Annotated in this window: 23 protein-coding genes and 1 pseudogene; 12 read left to right on the top strand and 12 right to left on the bottom strand. The window is 69.9% G+C overall.

Annotated features, from left to right (window positions below; genetic code table 11):
- The first annotated feature begins 25 nt into the window (after window positions 1-25).
- Window positions 26-517, top strand: coding sequence for a hypothetical protein (locus B1H19_RS25345; protein ID WP_203237224.1), 492 nt, complete (start codon window positions 26-28; stop codon window positions 515-517).
- An 82-nt stretch (window positions 518-599) separates the two neighbouring features.
- Window positions 600-1,400, top strand: coding sequence for a methyltransferase domain-containing protein (locus B1H19_RS25340; protein WP_083109866.1), 801 nt, complete (start codon window positions 600-602; stop codon window positions 1,398-1,400).
- Between the two features lie 11 nt (window positions 1,401-1,411).
- Here B1H19_RS25340 and B1H19_RS25335 read toward each other — a convergent pair whose 3' ends face one another.
- Window positions 1,412-2,152: a class I SAM-dependent methyltransferase gene (locus B1H19_RS25335; protein WP_083107064.1), complete on the bottom strand. Its 741-nt coding sequence runs from the start codon at window positions 2,150-2,152 to the stop codon at window positions 1,412-1,414.
- 21 nt (window positions 2,153-2,173) lie between these two features.
- Entirely contained in the window at window positions 2,174-2,479 is a 306-nt protein-coding gene (locus B1H19_RS38850; RefSeq protein WP_159028136.1) for a hypothetical protein, read from the bottom strand.
- Window positions 2,480-3,380: 901 nt separating this feature from the next.
- On the opposite strand from B1H19_RS38850, the gene B1H19_RS25325 reads away from it, so the two are divergent.
- The 4 genes and pseudogenes from B1H19_RS25325 to B1H19_RS38845 all read left to right on the top strand — a co-directional run bounded on the left by B1H19_RS25325 (window position 3,381) and on the right by B1H19_RS38845 (window position 4,970).
- Window positions 3,381-3,755 (top strand): WXG100 family type VII secretion target, encoded by a 375-nt coding sequence (locus tag B1H19_RS25325; protein WP_418361522.1) that lies wholly within the window; start codon window positions 3,381-3,383, stop codon window positions 3,753-3,755.
- 46 nt (window positions 3,756-3,801) lie between these two features.
- Complete coding sequence (locus B1H19_RS25320; RefSeq protein WP_083107062.1) at window positions 3,802-4,335, top strand: SMI1/KNR4 family protein; 534 nt, start codon at window positions 3,802-3,804, stop codon at window positions 4,333-4,335.
- Between the two features lie 64 nt (window positions 4,336-4,399).
- Window positions 4,400-4,723 (top strand): annotated as a pseudogene (locus B1H19_RS40990) (hypothetical protein); the annotation flags it as partial.
- A 22-nt stretch (window positions 4,724-4,745) separates the two neighbouring features.
- The gene (locus B1H19_RS38845) at window positions 4,746-4,970 is read left to right on the top strand and encodes a hypothetical protein (RefSeq protein WP_159028135.1); all 225 of its coding nucleotides are present in this window, start codon (window positions 4,746-4,748) and stop codon (window positions 4,968-4,970) included.
- Window positions 4,971-4,988: 18 nt separating this feature from the next.
- Here the strand turns inward: B1H19_RS38845 and B1H19_RS25310 are convergent, their stop codons facing one another.
- Window positions 4,989-6,602, bottom strand: a complete 1,614-nt coding sequence (locus B1H19_RS25310; protein ID WP_083107061.1) for an aminotransferase-like domain-containing protein — start codon at window positions 6,600-6,602, stop codon at window positions 4,989-4,991.
- A gap of 47 nt (window positions 6,603-6,649) precedes the next feature.
- Here B1H19_RS25310 and B1H19_RS25305 point away from each other — a divergent pair, with 47 nt between their 5' ends.
- The 3 genes from B1H19_RS25305 to B1H19_RS25295 are packed head-to-tail and all read left to right on the top strand — an operon-like array spanning window position 6,650 to window position 8,373.
- Window positions 6,650-7,147, top strand: a complete 498-nt coding sequence (locus tag B1H19_RS25305) for a carboxymuconolactone decarboxylase family protein (RefSeq protein ID WP_083107060.1) — start codon at window positions 6,650-6,652, stop codon at window positions 7,145-7,147.
- 54 nt (window positions 7,148-7,201) lie between these two features.
- Window positions 7,202-7,639, top strand: a complete 438-nt coding sequence (locus B1H19_RS25300) for a carboxymuconolactone decarboxylase family protein (RefSeq protein ID WP_237289883.1) — start codon at window positions 7,202-7,204, stop codon at window positions 7,637-7,639.
- Complete coding sequence (locus B1H19_RS25295; protein ID WP_083107059.1) at window positions 7,636-8,373, top strand: isocitrate lyase/PEP mutase family protein; 738 nt, start codon at window positions 7,636-7,638, stop codon at window positions 8,371-8,373. Before B1H19_RS25300 ends, B1H19_RS25295 begins: the two co-directional genes overlap by 4 nt.
- A gap of 46 nt (window positions 8,374-8,419) precedes the next feature.
- Here B1H19_RS25295 and B1H19_RS25290 read toward each other — a convergent pair whose 3' ends face one another.
- The 8 genes from B1H19_RS25290 to B1H19_RS25260 all read right to left on the bottom strand — a co-directional run bounded on the left by B1H19_RS25290 (window position 8,420) and on the right by B1H19_RS25260 (window position 17,563).
- Window positions 8,420-9,631: a trypsin-like serine peptidase gene (locus B1H19_RS25290; RefSeq protein WP_083107058.1), complete on the bottom strand. Its 1,212-nt coding sequence runs from the start codon at window positions 9,629-9,631 to the stop codon at window positions 8,420-8,422.
- A 135-nt stretch (window positions 9,632-9,766) separates the two neighbouring features.
- A complete protein-coding gene (locus B1H19_RS25285) occupies window positions 9,767-9,994 on the bottom strand; it encodes a hypothetical protein (RefSeq protein WP_083107057.1) in 228 nt (75 codons plus the stop codon).
- 179 nt (window positions 9,995-10,173) lie between these two features.
- Window positions 10,174-11,172, bottom strand: a complete 999-nt coding sequence (locus B1H19_RS25280; RefSeq protein WP_083107056.1) for an ABC transporter substrate-binding protein — start codon at window positions 11,170-11,172, stop codon at window positions 10,174-10,176.
- Window positions 11,173-11,174: 2 nt separating this feature from the next.
- Window positions 11,175-13,169: an ABC transporter permease gene (locus tag B1H19_RS25275; protein ID WP_083107055.1), complete on the bottom strand. Its 1,995-nt coding sequence runs from the start codon at window positions 13,167-13,169 to the stop codon at window positions 11,175-11,177.
- Entirely contained in the window at window positions 13,166-13,339 is a 174-nt protein-coding gene (locus tag B1H19_RS39080; RefSeq protein ID WP_162500701.1) for a hypothetical protein, read from the bottom strand. Before B1H19_RS39080 ends, B1H19_RS25275 begins: the two co-directional genes overlap by 4 nt.
- Window positions 13,339-14,451, bottom strand: a complete 1,113-nt coding sequence (locus B1H19_RS25270) for a quaternary amine ABC transporter ATP-binding protein (RefSeq protein WP_083107054.1) — start codon at window positions 14,449-14,451, stop codon at window positions 13,339-13,341. Before B1H19_RS25270 ends, B1H19_RS39080 begins: the two co-directional genes overlap by 1 nt.
- Window positions 14,451-15,992: a GMC family oxidoreductase gene (locus B1H19_RS25265; RefSeq protein WP_083107053.1), complete on the bottom strand. Its 1,542-nt coding sequence runs from the start codon at window positions 15,990-15,992 to the stop codon at window positions 14,451-14,453. Before B1H19_RS25265 ends, B1H19_RS25270 begins: the two co-directional genes overlap by 1 nt.
- Window positions 15,993-16,054: 62 nt before the next feature.
- Window positions 16,055-17,563, bottom strand: a complete 1,509-nt coding sequence (locus B1H19_RS25260) for an aldehyde dehydrogenase family protein (RefSeq protein WP_083107052.1) — start codon at window positions 17,561-17,563, stop codon at window positions 16,055-16,057.
- Window positions 17,564-17,808: 245 nt separating this feature from the next.
- Between B1H19_RS25260 and B1H19_RS25255 the strand changes: the two genes are divergently transcribed.
- Both B1H19_RS25255 and B1H19_RS25250 read left to right on the top strand, forming a co-directional pair.
- Window positions 17,809-18,615 carry a hypothetical protein gene (locus B1H19_RS25255; RefSeq protein WP_083107051.1) on the top strand — a complete coding sequence of 269 codons (807 nt, stop codon included), beginning with the start codon at window positions 17,809-17,811 and terminating at the stop codon, window positions 18,613-18,615.
- An 89-nt stretch (window positions 18,616-18,704) separates the two neighbouring features.
- Complete coding sequence (locus B1H19_RS25250; protein WP_083107050.1) at window positions 18,705-19,337, top strand: Uma2 family endonuclease; 633 nt, start codon at window positions 18,705-18,707, stop codon at window positions 19,335-19,337.
- Window positions 19,338-19,347: 10 nt separating this feature from the next.
- On the opposite strand, the gene B1H19_RS25245 is transcribed toward B1H19_RS25250, so the two are convergent.
- Entirely contained in the window at window positions 19,348-19,938 is a 591-nt protein-coding gene (locus B1H19_RS25245; protein ID WP_083107049.1) for a carboxymuconolactone decarboxylase family protein, read from the bottom strand.
- 270 nt (window positions 19,939-20,208) lie between these two features.
- On the opposite strand from B1H19_RS25245, the gene B1H19_RS25240 reads away from it, so the two are divergent.
- Entirely contained in the window at window positions 20,209-20,397 is a 189-nt protein-coding gene (locus tag B1H19_RS25240) for a DUF5988 family protein (protein WP_083107048.1), read from the top strand.
- Window positions 20,398-20,400 lie beyond the last annotated feature (3 nt).

The following is a 20,400-nucleotide window of genomic DNA, read 5'->3' as shown; positions in this document are numbered from 1 at the left end:
TGATCGTGTCGAGGAGGGAATCGACGTGGAGAACGCCCCGGACTGGGAGACCGGTGACGGGGTGATCGATATCCGCGATCCAGCCGAGATCGACGCCGCCTTCGACCGGGGCGAACGACATGTGGGCACGGCCGTCATCGGAATGGTGCTGCACGGCGAGGACGTCGCCGTGCTCGCGCCCCGGGTGGAACGCGCGATGCGCTCACCGGACCCCTACACACGCCAACTGGGGTTCGTCGCCGCGGGCGACATGGCCCGCCTGTACACCACGCTCAGTCCGGGGATCTATGCCGCGATGCGCACGGAAGGGCTCGGCGGTGTGGCCGACTCCGCCATCAGGGACACTCTGACGTTCATCCCTTTCCGGCAATTGCCGTGGTGGATGCGGAGATTGGACCTCTGGCTGTCGGTACGCAACACCGTGGAGGGACGCCTGTTGCGGCTCCAGGACTTCGCCGAGGAGGCCTGGGGCGCGGTGAAGGGAGTTCTCGGGAGAGCGCGAAGGAGGGGCGAATAGCCACCCTCGGACTGTTGTTTCCGTACGCCGAACTCCCAAGTAAGTGACGCATCTTGAGGCATGTGTGAGCTACCGTCACCGGATGGCCGACGACGCTGCCGATAAGTTCGACACCGCAATGACCGCCTGGCAGGAATGGCAGGAAGCCCCCTGGGGCCGTCTGCGCTACACGATCGCCGAGACGAATCTGGTCCGCCATCTCGACACCGATGACGGGTCGTTGCGCATCCTCGACCTGGCCGGCGGCGACGGTGGCGATGCCCTGCGCCTCGCCGCGCGCGGGCACCACGTCACCGTCGTGGACTACGCCCCGGCCATGCTCGCCGCCGCGACCGAGCGAGCCTCGGCGGCCAGGCTGGGGGAGTTGATCACCTGCGTAGAGGCCGATGTGGCCGCCCTGCCCACCGATCTCGCCGCCGGAGCGTTCGACGTGGTGCTGTGCCACAACCTCCTCCCGTACGTGGACGACGTGCCGGGCACTCTCGCCGCGGCCCTGGCCCCGCTGAAGTGCGGCGGCCTGTTCTCCGTGATGGCGATCAACCGGCACTCGGCCGCCTTGAACATCGCGGTGCGGGAAATGGACCCCGCCACCGCGCTGACCGCGCTGGACTCGGACCGGGCCCGGACCCAGACGTTCGATTCCGTGCTGACGCTCCACACGGCCGAGGAGATCACCTCAGTCCTCCTCGGCCTCGGCTGCCAGGACGTGCACCACTACGGCATCCGCAGCTTCTGCGACTACATCACCGACGACGCGCGCAAGTACGATCCGGCGTTCTACGCCGACCTTGAACAGCTGGAACTCGCCGCCACCGCCCGTCCGCCGTACATGCACACCGCCCGGCTGTTCCAGCTGACGGCATGGAAGCGGGACGGCCCCTGAGACCTGCGCCCTCACACGGGCTTGTGCGCGCTGACCATCCGCGTCGCGTACAGCGGGCCGCCGAACCAGAACCGGGGCCCGAGGCCGCGCACGGTGACGTCCTCCGCGCCGAGGCGGCGCAACGTTGCGGCGTAGGCGGACGCGTGCCGGATGTCGGCGAGGAGGAGGCGGCCTCCCGGGGCGAGGACGCGGTACGCCTCGGTGATCGCGCGCTCGCGCGCCTCCGCGGCGGGGATGTTGTGCAGGGCAAGGCTCGATACGACGAGATCGAAACCCGCGTCCTCGAAGGGCAACGCACGCAGGTCGCCGGTGGCCAGATCGACGCGGTCGGAGACTCCCTCCGCCTCGGCGTTGGACCGGGTCACCGCCTCGGCGTTGCCCGACTGGTCCTGCGTACGCCAGAGATCGACGCCGGTGGCGCGGCCGGTGTCCAGGTGCTTGGCGACATGCAGCAGAACGGCGCCGCGTCCGCACCCGAGGTCGAGTACCCGCTCCGCGCCGTGCAGCCCCAGGCCCTCCAACTCCTCCGCCCACACACGGAATTTCCCGAACCGTGTCGCGTACGCATAACTCGCCGCACTGGCAAGGAAGTACAGCGCGAGGAGGGAGAAGAACCAGCCGGTCGGCCAGCCGGAGGCGAACGCGACGACCGCCAGCACCACCGCTGCGAGCCCGGTGCCGGTGATGCCTATCAGCGCGTATGGGGCGTCGAACCCGTACGAGGCGGGCCGGTTGTGGGGAGTGTCATTCATGGTGGCAAAGATATGTCACCTTCATGAAGTCCAGTCAGTTGACTCCACTGCGGAAATATTTCCTCGTGAAAGCTCCAGGAGCAGGGCCACGACTTCCTCCCAGGAATCGAGCTCCGCTTCACGGGGCGGCACATCCGGGTCTTCGACGTTCTCCCAGAGCACGGCCCTGTCCTGGAATACGCTCAGCGACCATCCGGACTCGTGATTCAGGGAGACATCCGGATGCTCTTCATCGGCGTTCTGAAGTTCCGACAGGATCCGACGAATATGCGATTCGCCTGGCCGATCAATGGATTCACCCATGAGGTTGTTCATGAAGTAAGACATGCAGCTACCTTCTCCTGCGATTCGGAGGAGCACCGTTCGGGATGCCCCACTCAGCACATCCACCCGAGTTGCCGGGGTGCAGGACATCCCACCAGGCGGAGCCGGGGGTGTGCCGGTAGGTGGGCGCCAAACGCATCACACCAGTACGCCCCCGGCGTTGCGACGGCTCGTGCTGCCAGGTGCGCCCCACCGGGTCTGCCGCCTGCCGGCTGAGCTCACCCTTTGCGCGATGCCGGGCGAGAACTGGTCCGAGTGCCTGCCGAGTTCGGGGTCGGCCGGCCCGACGGACCTCACCGAGTACAGCCCGTCGACCCTCTGGAGCGCCGGAACGCTGATTTCGACCGTCCACGACCTGAACAGCTTCTTCCGTGCTCTGGCGGACGGGAAGCTACTACCTGCGTATCTGCTGCGCGAGATGCGCACCATGCGGGCCATGGGCAGCGACCGGCCGGGACGGTCCTACGGGCTGGGGCTGAAGGCCAGCGTCAACTACTGCCGTACACGAAGCCCGGTGTGGGGTCACAAAGGCCGACGCCGCGGCCGTACGGGTCCGCAGCGCGGCGCTCTGCGGCTGAGGCGCTGGGACGGGCCTGGCGAGGTAAGGCGCGCACGGCGGAGGTGGGTGAGCAAGGCGCGCCCGGCAGGCGAGGGTGGGGAACGGGCGGCGGGACCAGGCGGGGGATTCCTGAGGGGGTTCGGCAGGGTTCCGCTTCCCGCCAGTCCTGGCCGGCAGGTGCGCTTCTGGCCGAAAACAGAACAACTATTTACCTATCCATTACACTCCCTTCGGATACACCTGATGGGCTGTCATGAGTATTGCCGAGGGAGGAACAGTATGGCGATCGAACTGCCTGGCCAGGTGGTGTCGTTCCTCCAGTTCATCGGGGTGAACTGACCGAACATCAACAAGGACAAGGTTCGCGAATTCGCTTCCCACGTGCGGGATTTCGCGCAGAAGGTGGATGACACCCACAAGGGCTCCACTGCCACGATCAAGCAGCTCGAAGACGTGTATCAGGGCGCGTCGTACGAGGCGTTGCTGGCCAAGTGGGGCCAGATGTCCGACAGCCATATGACGGAGCTGGTCAACGCCTGCCATGTGGTGGCCGACGCACTGGACATCGCGGCGGACACGATCGTGGCGATGAAAGTGGAAGCCATCGCCGAACTCACCGTCATGGCCATCACCTTCGTCGCCGACCAGGCCGCAGCCGTCGCCACCCTCGGCCTCGCCGAAGCCGCTGAAGCGCAGAGGGACCTAGGCAACACACGGTAACAACTAGCCCCATCTGCAAAGCACCCAGCGCATGTGAGGACAACTGATGAATGCCCCCCTCGAACAACTCACGCAACTCATCCCGCCGCCCTCGGAACCCCGAGACAAGGACTGGGACAACGCAGAGCGAGCCCTAGGCGTCCAGTTGCCAACCGACTACAAGGAACTCATCCACACCTACGGAGGCAGCAACTGGGACGACTACCTCTACGTCCTGGAACCTGGCTGCCCCAATGACAACTACGACCTCATCGAATGGGAAGACCAACAAACAGAGGCACTGGACGGACTGTGGGAGTTCGAGAAGAAGCCGTCCGAACTCGAAGACGAAAGAACCAGGGTCATCCCCTGGGCCACCACCGACAACGGAGAGTGCCTCTACTGGCTCATCCGCCCAGGCCAGCAGCCAGACGATTGGACCGTCATGGTCAATGAAGCACGTGGCGACCGTTGGGAACACTTCCCGCACACGTGCACACAGTTCCTGGCCTCCGCGCTCACCGGCAACCTGCGCTCCACCATCCTCTCCTCGCGCTTCCCCCTGCCCGTCCACGAGTTCCGGCAACTCCACGCGATGTAAGTACGTGTTTCTCAACTCGGAGCGTCAGTGATGTGGGTCATCCGGGGCCCGGGACGAGGACGGTCGCCTCGCCGCCATCGTCCGCCCGGACGGCTCCACCAGCACCGTCACCTATACCGACCTCGGCCTGCCGACGGAGATCACCGGCCCCGACGGCCGCACCGTCCGCCAGAAGTACGACGCCAAGGGCAATCGGACCGTCGTCACCGACCCCGCCGGCCGGACCACCCGTTTCACCCATGATGAACGGGGCCACCTCACCTCCGTCACAGACTCCCTGGGCAACACCACCCGGATCGAGTGCGACAAAGCGGGCCTCCCGCTCACCGCCACGTTGCCGCTCGGCAACCTCAAGAAGCAGCGAGTGCTGCCACCTCCTTGTGAATGACGGACGCCATAGAGGAGCCGGCGTGTCGAACGACGTGGACTGGGAGACCGGTGCCGGATTGATCGGGATCTGCAATCCGGCTGAGGTCGACGCGACCTTCGACCGAAACGAAAAGCGAGTGGGTACCGCCGTAGTCGGGCTGGTATTGAACTCTGATGACGTCGCTGTGGTAGCACCACGAGTACTACGCGCCTTGCGCTCATCGGACCCCATGGTGCGCAGCCTGGGCTTCGTGGCCGTCCTCTGAGGCCCCCGACCCCAGCCTCTACGCCTCCGGCAACACACTCACCAGCGCCTCCAGCACGCCCCCGAACGCATGGTCCGGCGGTCTCCCGTACGCCACGACCAGGGCGTCGCGAGGGACCGCCGTGGCGGACGGGTCGGTGAAGGTGGTCAGGCCGTGGAGGGCGAGGCCCTGCCAGTGGGCGGCCTGGGTGATGGACTGTTCGGTGCCGGGTGGGAGTTCGAGGATGGCGTGCAGGCCGGCGGCGATTCCGGAGATGTGGACGTGGGGGGCGCGTTCGGCCAGGGCGGCCACGAGTTGGTCGCGGCGGCGGCGGTAGCGCAGGCGCATGCCGCGGAGGTGGCGGTCGTAGGCGCCGGAGGAGAGGAATTCGGCGAGGGTGAGCTGGTCCAGCATGCCGGACTGCCATTCGCCGGCCCGTTTGATGGCGAGGACGCGGTCGACGAGGCGGTCCGGGAGGACCATCCAGGCCAGCCGCAGGGCCGGGGCGAGGCTTTTGCTGGCGGTGCCCATGTAGACCACGTGGTCGGGGTCCAGGCCCTGGAGGGCGCCGACCGGCTGGCGGTCGTAGCGGAGTTCGCCGTCGTAGTCGTCCTCCAGGACGTAACCCCCGGTGGAGCGCGCCCAGTTGACGGCGGCGGCGCGGCGGTCGGGGTGCAGGGGGACGCCGGTGGGGAACTGGTGGGCGGGCGTGAGAAGGACCGCGCGTACGTCGTCGAGGGAAGCCAACTCACTGGTCTGTGCGCCGTGTTCGTCGACGGTGAGGGGGACGGTGCGCAGGCCGGCGCGGGTGATGACGTTGCGGTGGAAGTGGAGGCCGTAGGACTCGACGGCGATCTGGCCGTCGCCTTGGCGCCAGCCTTCGGCGGGGCGGCCGGCGCCCGTCCGTACGGGATCCGGCCATGCCGGGTCCGTCCGCCCCGAGTCCGGCCATCCCACCGGTCCCCCGTCCTCTCCCCGTAGCGCACGGCTGAGCAGGCCCAGGCCCTGCATGAAGCCGGAGCAGACGATGATCCGGTCCGGATCGGCGCGTACGCCGCGGGCGCGGGCCAGGTAGTCGGCGAGGACGGTGCGGAGTTCAGGGCGGCCGTTCGGGGGGCCGTAGCCGAACGCCTCGTTGGGGGCGGCGGTCAGGGCGCGGCGGGCGGCGGCCAGCCAGGCGGTGCGGGGGAAGGAGGAGACGTCGGGGGTGCCGGGGGTGAGATCGAAGCGGGGCCGGTCGGGCTGCCGGGGTGCCCGGGGCGGGGTGGGGCGGGCCGCGGGGGCGGCGCGCGGCAGGGTCCGCTCGGCGACGCGGGTGCCGGAGCCCTGGCGGGCGCTGAGCCAGCCCTCGGCAACCAGCTCGGCGTACGCGTCGGCGACCGTATTGCGGGCGATGCCGAGGTCGGCGGCGAGGGAACGGGAGGACGGCAGACGGGTCCCGGGGGCCAGCCGCCCGCTCCGTACGGCCTCGCGCAGCGCACGCATCAGGGCGGCCCGCAGCCCGCCGGGGCCGGTGAGGTCCAGGTGCAGATGCAGATCACGCCCGAAGGCGGCCCAGGAGTCGGGCCGCGAGTCGGCCGACGGGTCGCGCCCCGGATCCGCCCTCGGGTCCGCCCCCTGATCGCCCCTCGAATTGGCCCACGAATCACCCATAGAAGTGGACCATACTCCTGTGCCACTGACCCCGTAGCGTCGTAGCCATGACGACAGAGGCAGCCAAGAGCGAGACCCGCGGACACGAGCGCGGAGACGGACACGGCCCCCGGATGCTCTGGGCGCAGCATGCGCCCCAGGTGTTCAAGGCGATGATCGCGCTGGACGCGGCGGCGAAGCGCGGGCTGGACCCGGTGCTGGTCGAGCTGATCAGGATCCGTGCGTCGCAGATCAACCACTGCGCGTTCTGCCTGGACATGCACATCGCGGAAGCCCGGAAGGCCGGGGAGAGCGAGGAGCGGATCGCTCTCCTCGCCGCCTGGGAGGAGGCGGCCGGTTTCTACACGGAGAAGGAGCAGGCGGCGCTCGCCCTCACCGAGGCGATCACCGTCCTGACCGAGGGATTCGTTCCCGACGCGGTCTACGACCGGGCCGCCGCGCACTTCGACGACGACGAGCTCGCCCAGCTGATCGCCACGATCACCACCATCAACGCCTGGAACCGCTTCGCCGTGACGACGCGCAGGATTCCGGGGCAGGGCTGACCGATGACCGACCGTATGACCGACGGTATGACCGACCGTGTCCACACCCACCGTATGAAGTTCTGGGGCCCGCAGCGCGCGTTCTACGAGGCCCAGCGGCGGCTGACGATGGCCGCCAAGAAGGGGCTGGGCGATCCGGTCCTGAGCGAGCTGGTCGTCCTGCGCGCCTCGCAGCTCAACCGGTGTGCGTTCTGCATCGATATGCACGTCACGAACCTGCGCGAGGCGGGCGTGGCGCAGCGGCGGATCGACCTGCTGGCGGCCTGGGAGGAGGCGGGCGCGCTCTACTCGGAGCGGGAGCGGGCGGCCCTCGCCCTCACCGAGGCCGTCACGCTGCTCACCGAGGGATTCGTTCCCGACGCGGTCTACGACCGGGCCGCGGCGCACTTCGACGAAGGCGAACTGGCCCACCTCATCGCGGTGATCGTCGCGATCAACAACTGGAACCGGGTCAATGTCACCATCCGCCAGCCTCCGGGAGTAGAGCTGTGACCGCCGTCGAGACGCTGCGCGCGCTGCACCACGGCCCCGATCTGCCGCTGGTGCTGCCGGGACCCTGGGACGCGGCCAGCGCCAAGGTGTTCGCGGATGCGGGGTTCCCGGCGCTGGCCACGCCCAGTGCGGGGGTTGCGGCCTCGCTCGGTTACGAGGACGGGCAGACGCCGCCCGAGGAGATGTTCGCGGCCGTCGCGCGGATCGTGCGGGCCGTGGACATCCCCGTATCGGCGGATGTGGAGGCCGGATACGGGCTGTCCGCACGGGAGTTGGTGGGGCGGCTCGCGGATGTGGGGGCGGTGGGCTGCAACCTGGAGGACAGCGATCATGCGTCCGGCGCTCTGCGGGATCCGCGGGAGCAGGCGGACTGGCTGGCGCAGGTGCGGGCCGAGGCCGGTGACGGGCTGGTGATCAATGCCCGGATCGATACGTTCCTGCGGGGTGCCGAGGGCGAGGGTGCGGTGGAGGACGCGATCCGCCGCGGCCGGCTGTACGCCGAGGCGGGCGCGGACTGCGTCTATCCGTTCCTGGCCCCGCCCCCGCGGCTGGCCGACATCGCCGCGGCCGTCGGCATCCCGGTCAATGTGGCGGTCATGCCGGGCGGCCCCTCCCCCCGCGAACTGGGCGCCCTCGGCGCCTCCCGCATCACCTTCGGGCCGGGGCTCCAGCGGCGCGCGATGGCGGCGGTGGCCGAGATGGCGGCGGGGCTGCGCAAGGAGCTGGGGAGGTAGGGGCCGGTGGCCGGGGCGCCTACGGGGGAACGCCCCGGCCCGCCGCCTACTGCCCGGCGAACCTCCGGCTCATCCCCTCGAAGACGCGCTGCGCCTCCGGGCCCAGGCGGGGACCCGCCAGCCAGGTGTGCTGGGCGGAGCTGATGGAGGTGTTGGACACCAGCGCCAGCCTGCCGTCGCGGTTGGCGAACCAGCCGCCGCCGGAGGAGCCGCCGGTCATCGTGCAGCCGATCCGGTCCATGGGCGGCGTGCCCTGCTGCATGGTGAAGCGGCCGGGGCGGTCCAGGCAGTTCATCATCCGCGCGCCGTCGTACGGGGGGCCGGCCGGGTAGCCGACGGCCTTCATGGCGCTGATGCTGTGGGCGTCCGGGGCGTTGAACCAGATCGGGACGGACGTCCCCACGGTCTCCTCCAGGGACTTGCCGCTGCCGTTCTCCGGCTTCACGTGCAGCACCGCGAAGTCGTAGGCGGAACCCGCGCTGCCGTGCTCCTCGTCCCCCAGGTTCATCCATTCACCGGACGTGCTGATCCAGTCGGCCCAGAAGCGGCCGTACGGCGTGACCTGCTGCTGCGGTGCGCCGTTGACCTGGTTCGCCGGCACGCCGTCGTCGTTGTAGGACGGCACGAAGATGATGTTGCGCATCCAGCCGCCCTTCTTGCCGGAGTGCACGCAGTGGCCCGCGGTCCACACGAGGTTGGACCTGCCCGGGTGCGCCGGGTCGCTGACGATCGTGCCGGAGCAGACCATCGGGCCCTGCGGGCTGTCGAAGAAGACCTTGCCGACCGGCGCCATGTTCTGGTGGTACGGCCGGGGGATCTGCTGGGCGTTGACCGGTCGGGGCTCGGGGTCGGTGCCGTCGAGCCCGCTGTCCGCGCCGGTGGCGTTCACGCTGAGGTCGGGGGCGGCCTTCGCCTGCGCCAGGCGGTCGGTCTTCCAGTGGTCCTTGATGACCGGGTTGGCGAAGTCCTTCGCCTTTCGCGCCCAGTTGTCCCAGTTCTTCCAGCCGCCGTCCTTCCACTTCTTCAGGTCGTCGAGGCTGGTCGGTACGCCCTTGGGGAGCTTGAGGCCCCCGGTGCCGTGCTCGGCGGAGGCCGCACCGCCGGCCTTGTCGTCGCTGGGGCCGCAGGCGGTGACGGTGACCGCGAGAAGGGCGGCGAGTACCGCGGAGGCGGCGGCGGTTCGGCGGACGGACCGCCGCCGCGATATGTGCGACGTGGACGGCTCGGAAGGCTCGGTCGGTATGGGTGTGGGTGGCATGTGCGGTCCCCCTGGTACGTGCGTACACGGGCGCATCGCCGTGCGCGAGGCGCCGGATTGTCATGCCCCCGGTGACGGGGGCCGCGCTCCACTATGCCGTCCTGAGCCGCCGACGGGCAGACCGGGTCCGGCCCCTTACCTCGGGGCCACCCGCGGGTCCCCGTACGCCGGGCCCGTGCGGTGCCGGCCGCCGCCCGAGGAGCCGCGGCGGAAGTCCCGCAACTGCTGCGCCGTCGGATACCACCGCCGGTCGCAGCGGCGGCACCACCAGCGCCAGTTGTCCCAGTCGGTGTCGGTGGTGGTGGTGTCCTTCCACAGCCAGTCGTCACAGTCCGGGGTGGGGCACTTCGGCGGCAGCAGCATGGCGGGAGGCCCTTCGTCGGCGGCAGGCGGCCCCACACTGCTGCGCTCGCCGCCGCGCCGTGCGGAGGTTGGCCCGCCGCCATCCGGAAGGGTGACGGCGTTTTGCCCCATACGCCCGCGAGGCGGGGAGCCGTACGCGGAGGCGTGCGGCTCCCCGCCTCGCGGGGAAGGGGACGGCGCTACTTCTTGGGCAGCCACTTCTTCCAGACGTCCGGGTGCTTGTCCACCCAGCGCTTGGCCGCCTCGTCCGCGGACAGGCCGCTGGAGGCGATCGACTCGGAGACCTCGTTCTGGTCGTCCTTGGTCCAGCTGAACTTCTTCAGGAAGGCCGCGGCGCTGCCGCCGCGCTTGGCGAACTCCGTGTTGAAGAACTTCTGGAGCGGCGTGGTCGGGTACGCGCAGTCGATGGAGGACGGGTCCTTGGTTCCCTTGGCCGCGCAGGCGTCGGTGTACTTGGGGAGCTTGACCTCCACCATCGGCACCTGGTTGAAGAGCCACTGCGGCTCGTACCAGTAGGTGAGGAACGGCTTCTTCTGCTTGGCGAACTGCTGGATCTGGGTGATCTGCGCCGCCTCGGAACCGGCGAAGACGACCTCGTAGTTGAGGTGCAGGTTCTTCACCAGGGCCTTGTCGTTGGTGACGTAGGACGGCGAACCGTCCATCAACTGGCCCTTGTTGCCGCTCTCCGAGGTGCGCAGCTGCTGGGCGACCTTGTTGAGGTTCTTCCAGTTGGTGACCTCGGGGTGCTTGTCGGCCCAGTACTTGGGGACGTACCAGCCGATGTGCCCGGTGACGCCGTTGCCGCCGCCCGCGGTGATCGTCTTCTTGTCCTTGACGTAGCGCTGTTCCTGGTCGGGGTGGCCCCAGTCCTCCAGGATGGCGTCGACGCGGCCCTGGCTGAGCGCGTCCCAGGCGGGGATCTCGTCCACCTGGACGGTGTCGACGTGATAGCCCAGCTGGTGTTCCAGGAGGTACTTGGCCACGGCGACGTTGGACTGCGCGCCGACCCAGGTCTGGACGGACAGGGTGACGGACTTGGAGCCCTTGGCCGCCGCGAACGGCGAGGCCTGCTTGGTCATGTCCGCCTTGCCGCAGCCGGAGAGGGACAGCAGTACCGCTCCGGCCACCGCCGACGTGCCGACGAGCTTGGCGAGAGTACGAGTACGAGTACGGGACATGGTCAGGCTCCCTTCCCCGTAGTGCGGCGTTCCGTCGGCTGGGTGACGCGGTCGAGCATCAGGCCCAGGCAGACGATGGCCACACCCGCGACCAGGCCGAGGCCCAGGTCGCCGGTGGCCAGGCCGGTGACGACGTCGTAGCCGAGGGCGCCGCCGCCGACCAGGCCGCCGATGATGACGACGGCGAGGACGAGGACCACACCCTGGTTGACGGCCAGCAGCAGGGCGGGCCGGGCCAGCGGGAGCTGGACCTGGCGCAGCATCTGCCAGCGGGTGGCGCCCAGGGAGCGGGCGGACTCCATGGCGGCCGGGTCCACCTGGCGCAGGCCCTGGGTGGTGATGCGGATGACGGCCGGCAGGGCGTAGACCACGGCAGCGGCGGCGGCCGGGGCGCGGCCCACCGCGAAGAGGGCCACCACCGGGATGAGGTAGACGAACTGCGGCATGGTCTGCATGACGTCCAGGACCGGGCGCAGGATCGCCTCCAGGCGCTTGCTGCCGGCCGCGAGGATGCCGATGCCGAAGCCCAGCACCAGGGTCACCACCAGGGCGGCGAGGACCTGGGAGAGGGTGTTCATGGACGGCTTCCACACGCCCAGCACACCGATGGCGGCCATCGCGAGGACGGCGGTCAGGGCGGTGCGCCAGGTGCCGATCAGCCAGGCCAGGGCGGCGACGAGGAGCAGCGCGCCGTACCAGGGCAGTGCGGTCAGACCGTCGCGCAGCGGGTTGAGCACCCAGTTGGTGAAGTGTGCCGCCCAGTCGGCGGTGCCGCCGACGACGGGGACGCCGGAGTAGAGGTGGTTGACCATCCACTCCTTGAAGTCGTTGACGGGGTGGGCGATGTCCACGGCCCAGCCGGTCGGCCAGACCAGGGAGCCGGCGAGCCGGCCGACGAGGGCCAGCGCGGCGGTGATGACGGCGACGCCGGTCCAGGCCCGCCAGCCGCGCAGGAAGGCGGGGCCGGTGGCGGAGGCGTCCGCACCGATCTTCTCGCCCGCGGCGGCGGTGGTGCGGTCCATGACGATGGCCAGCAGGACGATCGGGATGGCGGCCGCCAGCGCGGCGCCGACGTCGACCGAGGCGAGCGCCTGGTAGACGCGGTCACCGAGACCGGCCGCGCCGATCACGGAGGCGATCACGGCCATGGACAGCGCCATCATGATCGTCTGGTTGACGCCGAGGAGGAGTTCCTTGCGGGCCAGCGGCAGCCGGGCGGTCAGCAGCCGCTGCCGTCCGGTGGCGCCGAGGGAGGCGGACGCCTCCAGCACCCCGGCGTCCGCGCCGCGCAGGCCGAGCGCGGTCAGGCGGGCCATCGGCGGCGCCGCGTAGATGACGGTGGCCAGCAGGGCGGCCGGTACACCGATGCCGAAGACCAGCACGACGGGCAGGAGGTAGGCGAAGGCCGGCAGGACCTGCATGGTGTCGAGGACCGGGCGCAGGATCCTGAAGAGCCGGTCGGACAGGCCCGCGGCCAGGCCGAGCAGGGCGCCGACGACGACCGAGACCGCGACCGCGACCACCATCAGGGCGAGGGTCTGCATGGTGGGGATCCACATCCCCAGCAGGCCGCTGACGACGAAGGACAGCAGGGCGGTCAGCGCGATGCGCCAGCCGGCCACGCGCCAGGCCAGGAGGGCGACACCGGCCGTCACACCGGTCCAGCCGAGCGCGAGCAGCAGCAGGTAGACGCCGCGGACGGAGAGCACCACGGCGTTGCTGAGGTGGCCGAGGAAGTAGACGAACAGCCAGTGGCTGTCGCGGTTGTCGATGATCCAGTTGCTGGTCTTGTCGAGCGGGCCGGAGACGTCGACGGTCAGCGCGTGCGGCCAGGCGGCGCCGTACTGGGCGTGCAGCAGCGGGACGGCGACGGCCGCGACGACGGCGAGCAGCAGCAGTTTGGCCAGGCCGCGGCGGTTCTTCAGGAGCTGGGCCGGGCCCTTGGGGGTGTCGACGCCGAGGGTGCCGCGCGGGGAGACCGGGGTTGCGGTGGTCATGCGCGCCCCCTCTTCACGGTGCCGGCGGCCACGTTCATCGCGGCGGCGCGCTGGGCCTCGCGCCAGCGGCGCAGCAGGGCCGTGCGCAGGCGGGAGCGGTGGGTCGCGACCGGGGCGCGGGAGCCGACGGCGCGCAGGGGCGCCGTGCGGTGGGTGGCGGTGGCGTACATCAGGCGGCCACCTCCTCCGGCCGGTGATCGACCCGGGCGACCACGTTGAGCAGGCAGGCGTGGTCGACGATGCCCAGGCAGCGGCCGTCGTCGACGACGCGGGCGGCGCCGCCCGAGCGGGCGACCGCCTCGATGGCGTCGGAGATCAGGGTGTCGGGGCCCAGCGCCGGGCCCTGGTCGGCCTCGCCGTCCTGCACCGGGCGCATCGCGCGGCGGACGGTCAGCACCTGCTCGCGCGGGACGTCGCGGACGAAGTCGCGGACGTAGTCGTCGGCCGGGGAGCCGACGATCTCCTCGGGGGTGCCGAGCTGGACGATCTCGCCGTCGCGCATCAGCGCGATGCGGTCGCCCAGGCGCAGCGCCTCGGCGAGGTCGTGGGTGATGAAGACCATGGTGCGGCCCTCCTCGCGGTGCAGGCGGACGACCTCTTCCTGCATATCGCGGCGGATGAGCGGGTCCAGGGCGCTGAACGGCTCGTCGAAGAGGAGGACCTCGGGGTCGACGGCGAGGGCGCGGGCCAGGCCGACGCGCTGCTGCTGGCCGCCGGAGAGCTGTCCGGGGCGGCGCTTCTCCAGCCCGCCCAGGCCCACCTTCTCCACCATCTCGGTGGCCCGCTCGCGCCGTTCGCTCTTGTTCACGCCCTGGATCTCCAGGCCGTAGGCGACGTTGTCGACGACGCTGCGGTGCGGCAGCAGGCCGAAGTGCTGGAAGACCATCGAGGCGCGGCGGCGGCGCAGTTCGCGCAGGGTGCCGCGGTCCATGGCGCGCACGTCCTCGCCGTCCATCTCCAGGTCGCCGCTGGTCGGCTCGATCAGCCGGGTCAGACAGCGGACGAGGGTGGACTTGCCGGAGCCGGACAGGCCCATGACGACGAAGACCTCGCCCTTGTGGACGTCGAAGGAGACATCGCGGACGGCGGCGGTGCAGCCGGTCTGCTCGCGCAGCTCCTGGGCGTTGAGCCCGGTGACGGAGGTGTCATCGGGGATCTTGTCGGCCTTCGGACCGAAGACCTTCCACAGGTGTCGGACGGAGAAAACGACCTCGCGGTCCTCGGTGGCGGCGGTCTTCTTGGACGGGTTTGCAGCGGATGCGCCGGTGGCGGTGCTGGCCATCACGCATCACCTCCTTGGGCAGTGGCTTGCTTGAGCAGTTCGGCGCACTTCTCCCCCACCATGAGTACGCCCAGCATCGGGTTGACGGCGGGCATCGTCGGGAAGACCGAGGCGTCGGCGATCCGGATGCCGTCCAGGCCCCGGATCTTCAACGCCGGGTCCACGACGGCAAGTTGGTCATCGGCGGCGCCCATCTTGCAGGTACCGGCGGGGTGGTAGACGGTGTGCGCGGCCTTGCGCACCAGCTCGCTGATCTCCGCGTCGTCGGTCACGTCGGGACCGGGGAAGACCTCGCGCTTGAGCCACTTCCGGAACGGCTCGGCCTGGGCGACCTTGCGGGCCAGCTTGATGCCGTCGACGAGCGTCTGCCCGTCGTAGTCGCCCTCGTCCTCGAAGTACCTGAAGTCGAGGGCGGGCTTGGCCTCGGGGTCCGCGGAGGTGAGGTAGAGGCGGCCGCGGGAGCGGGACTTGGGGATGTTCGGGGTCATCGACACCCCGTGCTCGGGGCGCTCGTAGCCCAGCCGCTCGGGGTTGTCGGTGAAGGGGATCTGGTAGAAGTGGAACATCAGGTCGGGGCCCTTGTGCTGCGGGTCCCGCTTGACGAACAGACCCGCGTCGGAGTCCATCGCGGAGTTGTCCGGGATCGGCCCGTCGGTCTCCCAGACGATCACCGACTCCGGGTGGTCGATCAGGTTCTCCCCGACGCCCGGCAGGTCCAGCACACACGGCAGACCCAGCGCCTCCAGGTCCTTCTTCGGACCGATGCCCGAGTGCATCAGCAGCCGCGGGGTGTCCACCGCACCGGCGCAGACCAGCACCTCGCGCGCGGCCTCGACGTAGACGTCCTGGCCGTCCTTGGTGCGGACGTGCACGCCCTTGGCGCGGGTGCCGTCCAGCTCCAGCTTGTGCGCCCAGGTCTCCAGCATCAGCGTGAGGTTCGGCCGGTCGCCGGCCTCCATGTGCGGGTGGAGGTAGGCGACGGACGCGGAGGACCGCTTGTTGTTCTCCGGGTGGTAGGAGAGGTCGAAGAAGCCGACGCCCTCCTCGAAGGGCCGGTCGTTGAAGCCGACGACCTCCGGGACGCCGAGGGCGCTCTTGGTGGCCTCGATCCAGTCCGTCGCGATCTGGTTCTGGTCCTTCTTCGCCACCCGCACGATGTTGTTGCGCAGCTTGCCGAAGTAGGGGTCCATCTCCTTGGCGCCCCAGCCGGCCGCGCCCGCCTCTTCCCACTCGTCCCAGTCGGACGGCAGCGGCTTGAAGGAGATCAGGGTGTTGTGCGAGGAGCAGCCGCCGAGGACCTTGGCGCGGCTGTGCAGGATGTGCGAGTTGCCGCGCGGCTGCTCGGTGGTCGTGTACTCGTAGTCCAGCTCGCCGCCGAGCAGGCCGAGCCACTTGCGCAGCGTCAGGACCTCCTCGCGGTCGATGTCGGAGGGGCCGCCTTCGATGACGGCGACGGTGACGTCCGGGTCCTCGACGAGCCGGGAGGCGATGACGGAACCGGCGGTGCCACCGCCGACCACGACATAGTCGTACACGGGCATGAGGGGTGCTCCTTTACTGCAAAGTGCGTGCGTGGCCTGGGAGGTGCGGGTCGGGACGGCCGTCAGCCCGCGAACCACCGGACCGGCTGCGGTCGGAGGTTCTCGTAAACGTGCTTGCTCTCGCGGTACTCGTCCAGACCCGTGGGGCCCAATTCCCGGCCGATGCCGGACTTGCCGAAGCCGCCCCACTCCGCCTGCGGGAGGTAGGGGTGGAAGTCGTTGATCCAGACGGTGCCGTGCCGCAGGCGGGCGGCGACGCGTCGGGCGCGGGCGGTGTCGGCGGAGAAGACGGCGCCGGCCAGCCCGTACTCGGTGTCGTTGGCCAGCGCGACGGCCTCGTCCTCGGTCGTGAACGTCTCGACCGTCAGGATCGGGCCGAAGGTCTCCTCGCGGACGACCTTCATCTCGCGGTGGCAGCCGTCGAGGACGGTCGGCAGGTAGAAGTAGCCGGTGGCGGGCCGCACGTCCGACGGCTCGGGCCGGGCGCCGCCGCAGCGCAGCTGCGCACCCTCGGCGAGCGCGGAGGCGACGTACGCCTCGACCTTGTCGAGCTGCTGCTGGGAGACCAGCGGCCCGCACTCCACGCCGTCCGCCGTGCCCCGGCCCAGCTTGATCTTCTCGGCGCGGCGGGCCAGCTCGGCCACGAAGCGGTCGCGCACCGACTCCTCGATGATCAGCCGGGCGCCGGCCGAACAGACCTGCCCGCTGTGGATGAACGCAGCGTTCAGCGCCTGGTCGACGGCGGTGTCGAAGCCTTCCTCCGTCGCGCAGGCATCCGCGAAGACGACGTTGGGGTTCTTGCCGCCCAGCTCCAGCGCGATCTTCTTGGCACCGGAGACCGCCGCCGCGCCCGCCTTCGTACCGCTGGCCAGGCCGCCGGTGAAGGAGAACAGATCCACGTCCGGATGCTCGGCCAGCCGCTGGCCGACGGGCAGGCCCGCGCCGGTGACGATGTTGGCGACACCGGCCGGCAGCCCGGCCTCCACCAGCAGCTTGATCAGGTGGACGGTGGAGAGCGGGGTGACCTCGCTGGGCTTGATCACGAAGGTGTTGCCGGCCGCGACGGCCGGGGCGATCTTCCAGCTGGCCTGGAGCAGCGGGTAGTTCCACGGCGTGATCAGCGCGCAGACGCCGACCGGCTCGTGCACGACCACGCTGTGGATGTCGGGCGATCCGGCATCGACGACCCGCCCGCCGCTCTCGTTCATCACCAGGTCGGCGAAGTAGCGGAAGGCGTCGGTGACGCAGTCGACGTCGATCCGGCCCTCCTCCAGCGTCTTGCCGGTGTCCCGGCTCTCCAGGAGCCCGATCTCCTCGCGGTCGCGCTGGAGCAGATCGGCGACCTTGCGCAGCAGGGCGGCGCGGTCGGCCACGGCGGTCCGGGGCCAGGCGCCGGCGCCGCCGTCGAAGGCACGCTTGGCCGCGGCGACCGCCGCGTCCGTGTCGTCGGCGCCGCCCTCGGCCACCACGGCCAGCACCGTCGCATCGGCGGGGTCGAGGACCTCCCTCGTGGCGCCGGATGCGGCGGGGAGCCACACCCCGTCTACGTGAATGGTCTCGCTTGCCGACACGTGTTTTCTGCCTTCCGCTTACCGGTTCGTGTTTCCACTGGTGCAACCACTCGCGCACTCAGCAACGGGGACCCCTATCCGAAAGCCCCCTACCTATGCCCAAACCTCTACGGAAAGTGAGCCGAGTCACTCGGCGGCCGCCCGATTGGCCCGTCCGGCGCCCAATGTGCGCCCGAAAATTCCGGAACGTACCCTGAATAGCCGTATGCCCGACCCGCATGCTCTTGGGGACCGGAGGTACCGCGATGGCCAGCAGACGCCGCCCAGCGACCGCGATCACCGTGCTGATCTGCGGCGCAGCCCTTCTCGCCGGCCCCTTCGGGACGGGCGCGGCGGCCGCGGCGGGCCGGGACGGCGGCGAGGGCGATCTCGCCGGCAAGACGGCCCGGCAGATCAACGACACCGCCCTCCGCGCGCTCGCGAGCGCCCACTCACTGCGGATACGGACCTACGCCACCGCCGACCCCGGCCGGATCGACCTCACCCTCGACCGGGCGGGCAACTGCACCGGCACCATCAGCAAGGGCTCCTACGGCCGCGTCGACCTCGTCAAACGCGGCAAGAACGTCTGGATGAGACCGAACACCGCCTACTGGAAGACCCAGGTGCCGGGCAAGGAGGGCGACGCCGCCGCCCGCCAGTTCTACGGCCGCTATCTGCACGGCACCACCTCCGACTCCTTCCTCAGGAGCCTGGCCACCGCCTGCGACCTCACCGCCTTCCAGAAGTCCGCCGCCGCCCCCACCGCCCCGCCGGCGCCCGGCCACCCCGTCCCCCACCTGACCAAGGGCAAACCGACCGTCCAGGAGGGCACCCGCGTCCTGCCCGTCATCAAGAAGACCGACGGCGTCGTCCAGACCCTCTACGTGACCATCAGCGGCAAGCACTACCCCCGCAAACTCACCGCCGAGGCCAACCACCAGACCGGCACGGTCCTGCTGAGCAACTACAACAAGCCGGTACCGACGAAGACGCCGCCGGCGAAGAAGACCGTGGACATCTCGGTGCTGGAGAACCTGGTGCAGGGGGCGCAGGGGGCGGAGGCGGTGTAGGGGCTGCTGCGGAGGTAACGCTTCGTACGTACGATCGTTGGACCGTGCGGCTGCCCGCATGCGCGTGGCAGCGGGGAGGGAGCGGCACGATGACCATCACCGAAGAGCGGACCCACACGGTCGAGACCGACGGGATCGAGATGGACGAGCCCACTGAGCAGTCCAGCGAGCTGAACCTGGCCGAGCTGGACGAGCTGTTTGCGCGGCTGGAGCAGATGCCTGTCCCCGAGGGCTACAAGGTCGAGATCATCGAGGGGACCATCTTCATGTCACCGCAGCGGAACATCCACTGGCAGACCATCCGCCGGATCGTGCGGGCAGTCGAAGACCGGTTCGGGATGGATGACCTCGTCACGTCGGATGTCCGAGTCGACTTCCCCGGTGAGCTGAACGGCTTCTGCCCGGACGTTGCCAAATTCACCGACGGCGCCAAGGTGGACGCGCGTGGCCGCTGGCGCTATCAGGACATCGAATTCGTTGCCGAAGTCATCTCCAAGGGCACCGCGGCGAACGACTACGGGCCGAAGCAAGCGACCTACGCCGCTGCCGGGATCCCTGTCTATGTGATCGCCGACCCATACATCGGCCGGATCCGGGTCTTCACCCACCCACAGGACGGCGAGTACAAGAGCGACCTGACGCTCGTCTACGGCGAGCCCATTGACCTCACGGAGCAGTTCCCCGGTTTCACCATCGCCACGGATACGTTCCCCAAGGACTGATCCCCCGGGCTCACTCGCCCGCAGGGCCGCCCAGCGGAATGTCGCAACTGTCGGAAAACCCCTGGCTCCGCAGCCCCATCGCCCCGTTCACCCGCGAGCGGAAGTTCTCCAGCGCGACCATCGCGGTCAGCTCGACGAAGGCCCGGTTGCCCAGGCTGCCGCGCAGCCGCTCGGCCATCGCGTCGGTGACCGTCGGCGGGGTGTCGGTCATGGCCTCGGCGTACTCCATGACCAGCCGCTCCAGCTCGGTGAACGACTCCTGGTGCGACCGCCAGTCCGGCACCTTGCTGATCTTCTCCAGCGGCAGCCCGAGCCGGTCGGCCTCCCAGTGGCCGAAGTCCAGGCACCACGAGCAGCCGATCCGCGCCGCCGGCACCATCTGCGCCAGATGCTTGAGCGTCGGGTCCAGGGCCCGCCACCGCCCCGTCTTGGCCTCGAAGGCGAAATAGGCGCGCAGCAGGCGGGGGTGGTGGCCGAAGACCAGGGCGGGCTCCAGGAGCTTGCCGTAGGTGCGGCGGGAGTACCACTCGGCCAGTCGCAGGGTGAGGGTGCGGGGCGGGTTGAGGGGGATCCGTGCGGTCCGGGTCGTGTCAGTGGTCATGGCGGTGCCTCCTCGTACGGCGGGTGTCCTCATTGCGTAGGACGACACTGCGTAGACGACACAGCCCGGGCGAATGTGACACGGCTCGGCGGATGCGCCCCGGACGGGCGGCGTACGCCGGGTGCGGCCACGCCGGGCGCGTGCGGGCGGCCGATCGTCGTCCGTCGGCGAGCCGCCTCCCGCACGCCCGGCCACCCGGACGACAATTCGGACATGGCTCAGCAAAAGGCTAACGCGACAGGCGGCGCGAGCGGGACGGCGGACAGGGCGGTGCTGGAGGGCGGTCCCGGTGACTTCCCCGGCCGCATCGTGGCGATCGATCCCCCGGGGACCCGCGAGCTGAAGATCCCGTATCTGGCCGGCTACGAGCACTTCCAGGCCACCGGCCGGACCAAGGAGACCGCGGAGGGCACGCTGCCGGTCTACGAGTGGTGGGAGCGCACCGAACTGCCGGGGTAGCGC

It is taken from the genome of Streptomyces gilvosporeus (genome assembly GCF_002082195.1).
Classification (GTDB): Bacteria; Actinomycetota; Actinomycetes; order Streptomycetales; family Streptomycetaceae; genus Streptomyces; species Streptomyces gilvosporeus.
This window is presented reverse-complemented; position numbering and strand designations above follow the sequence as displayed.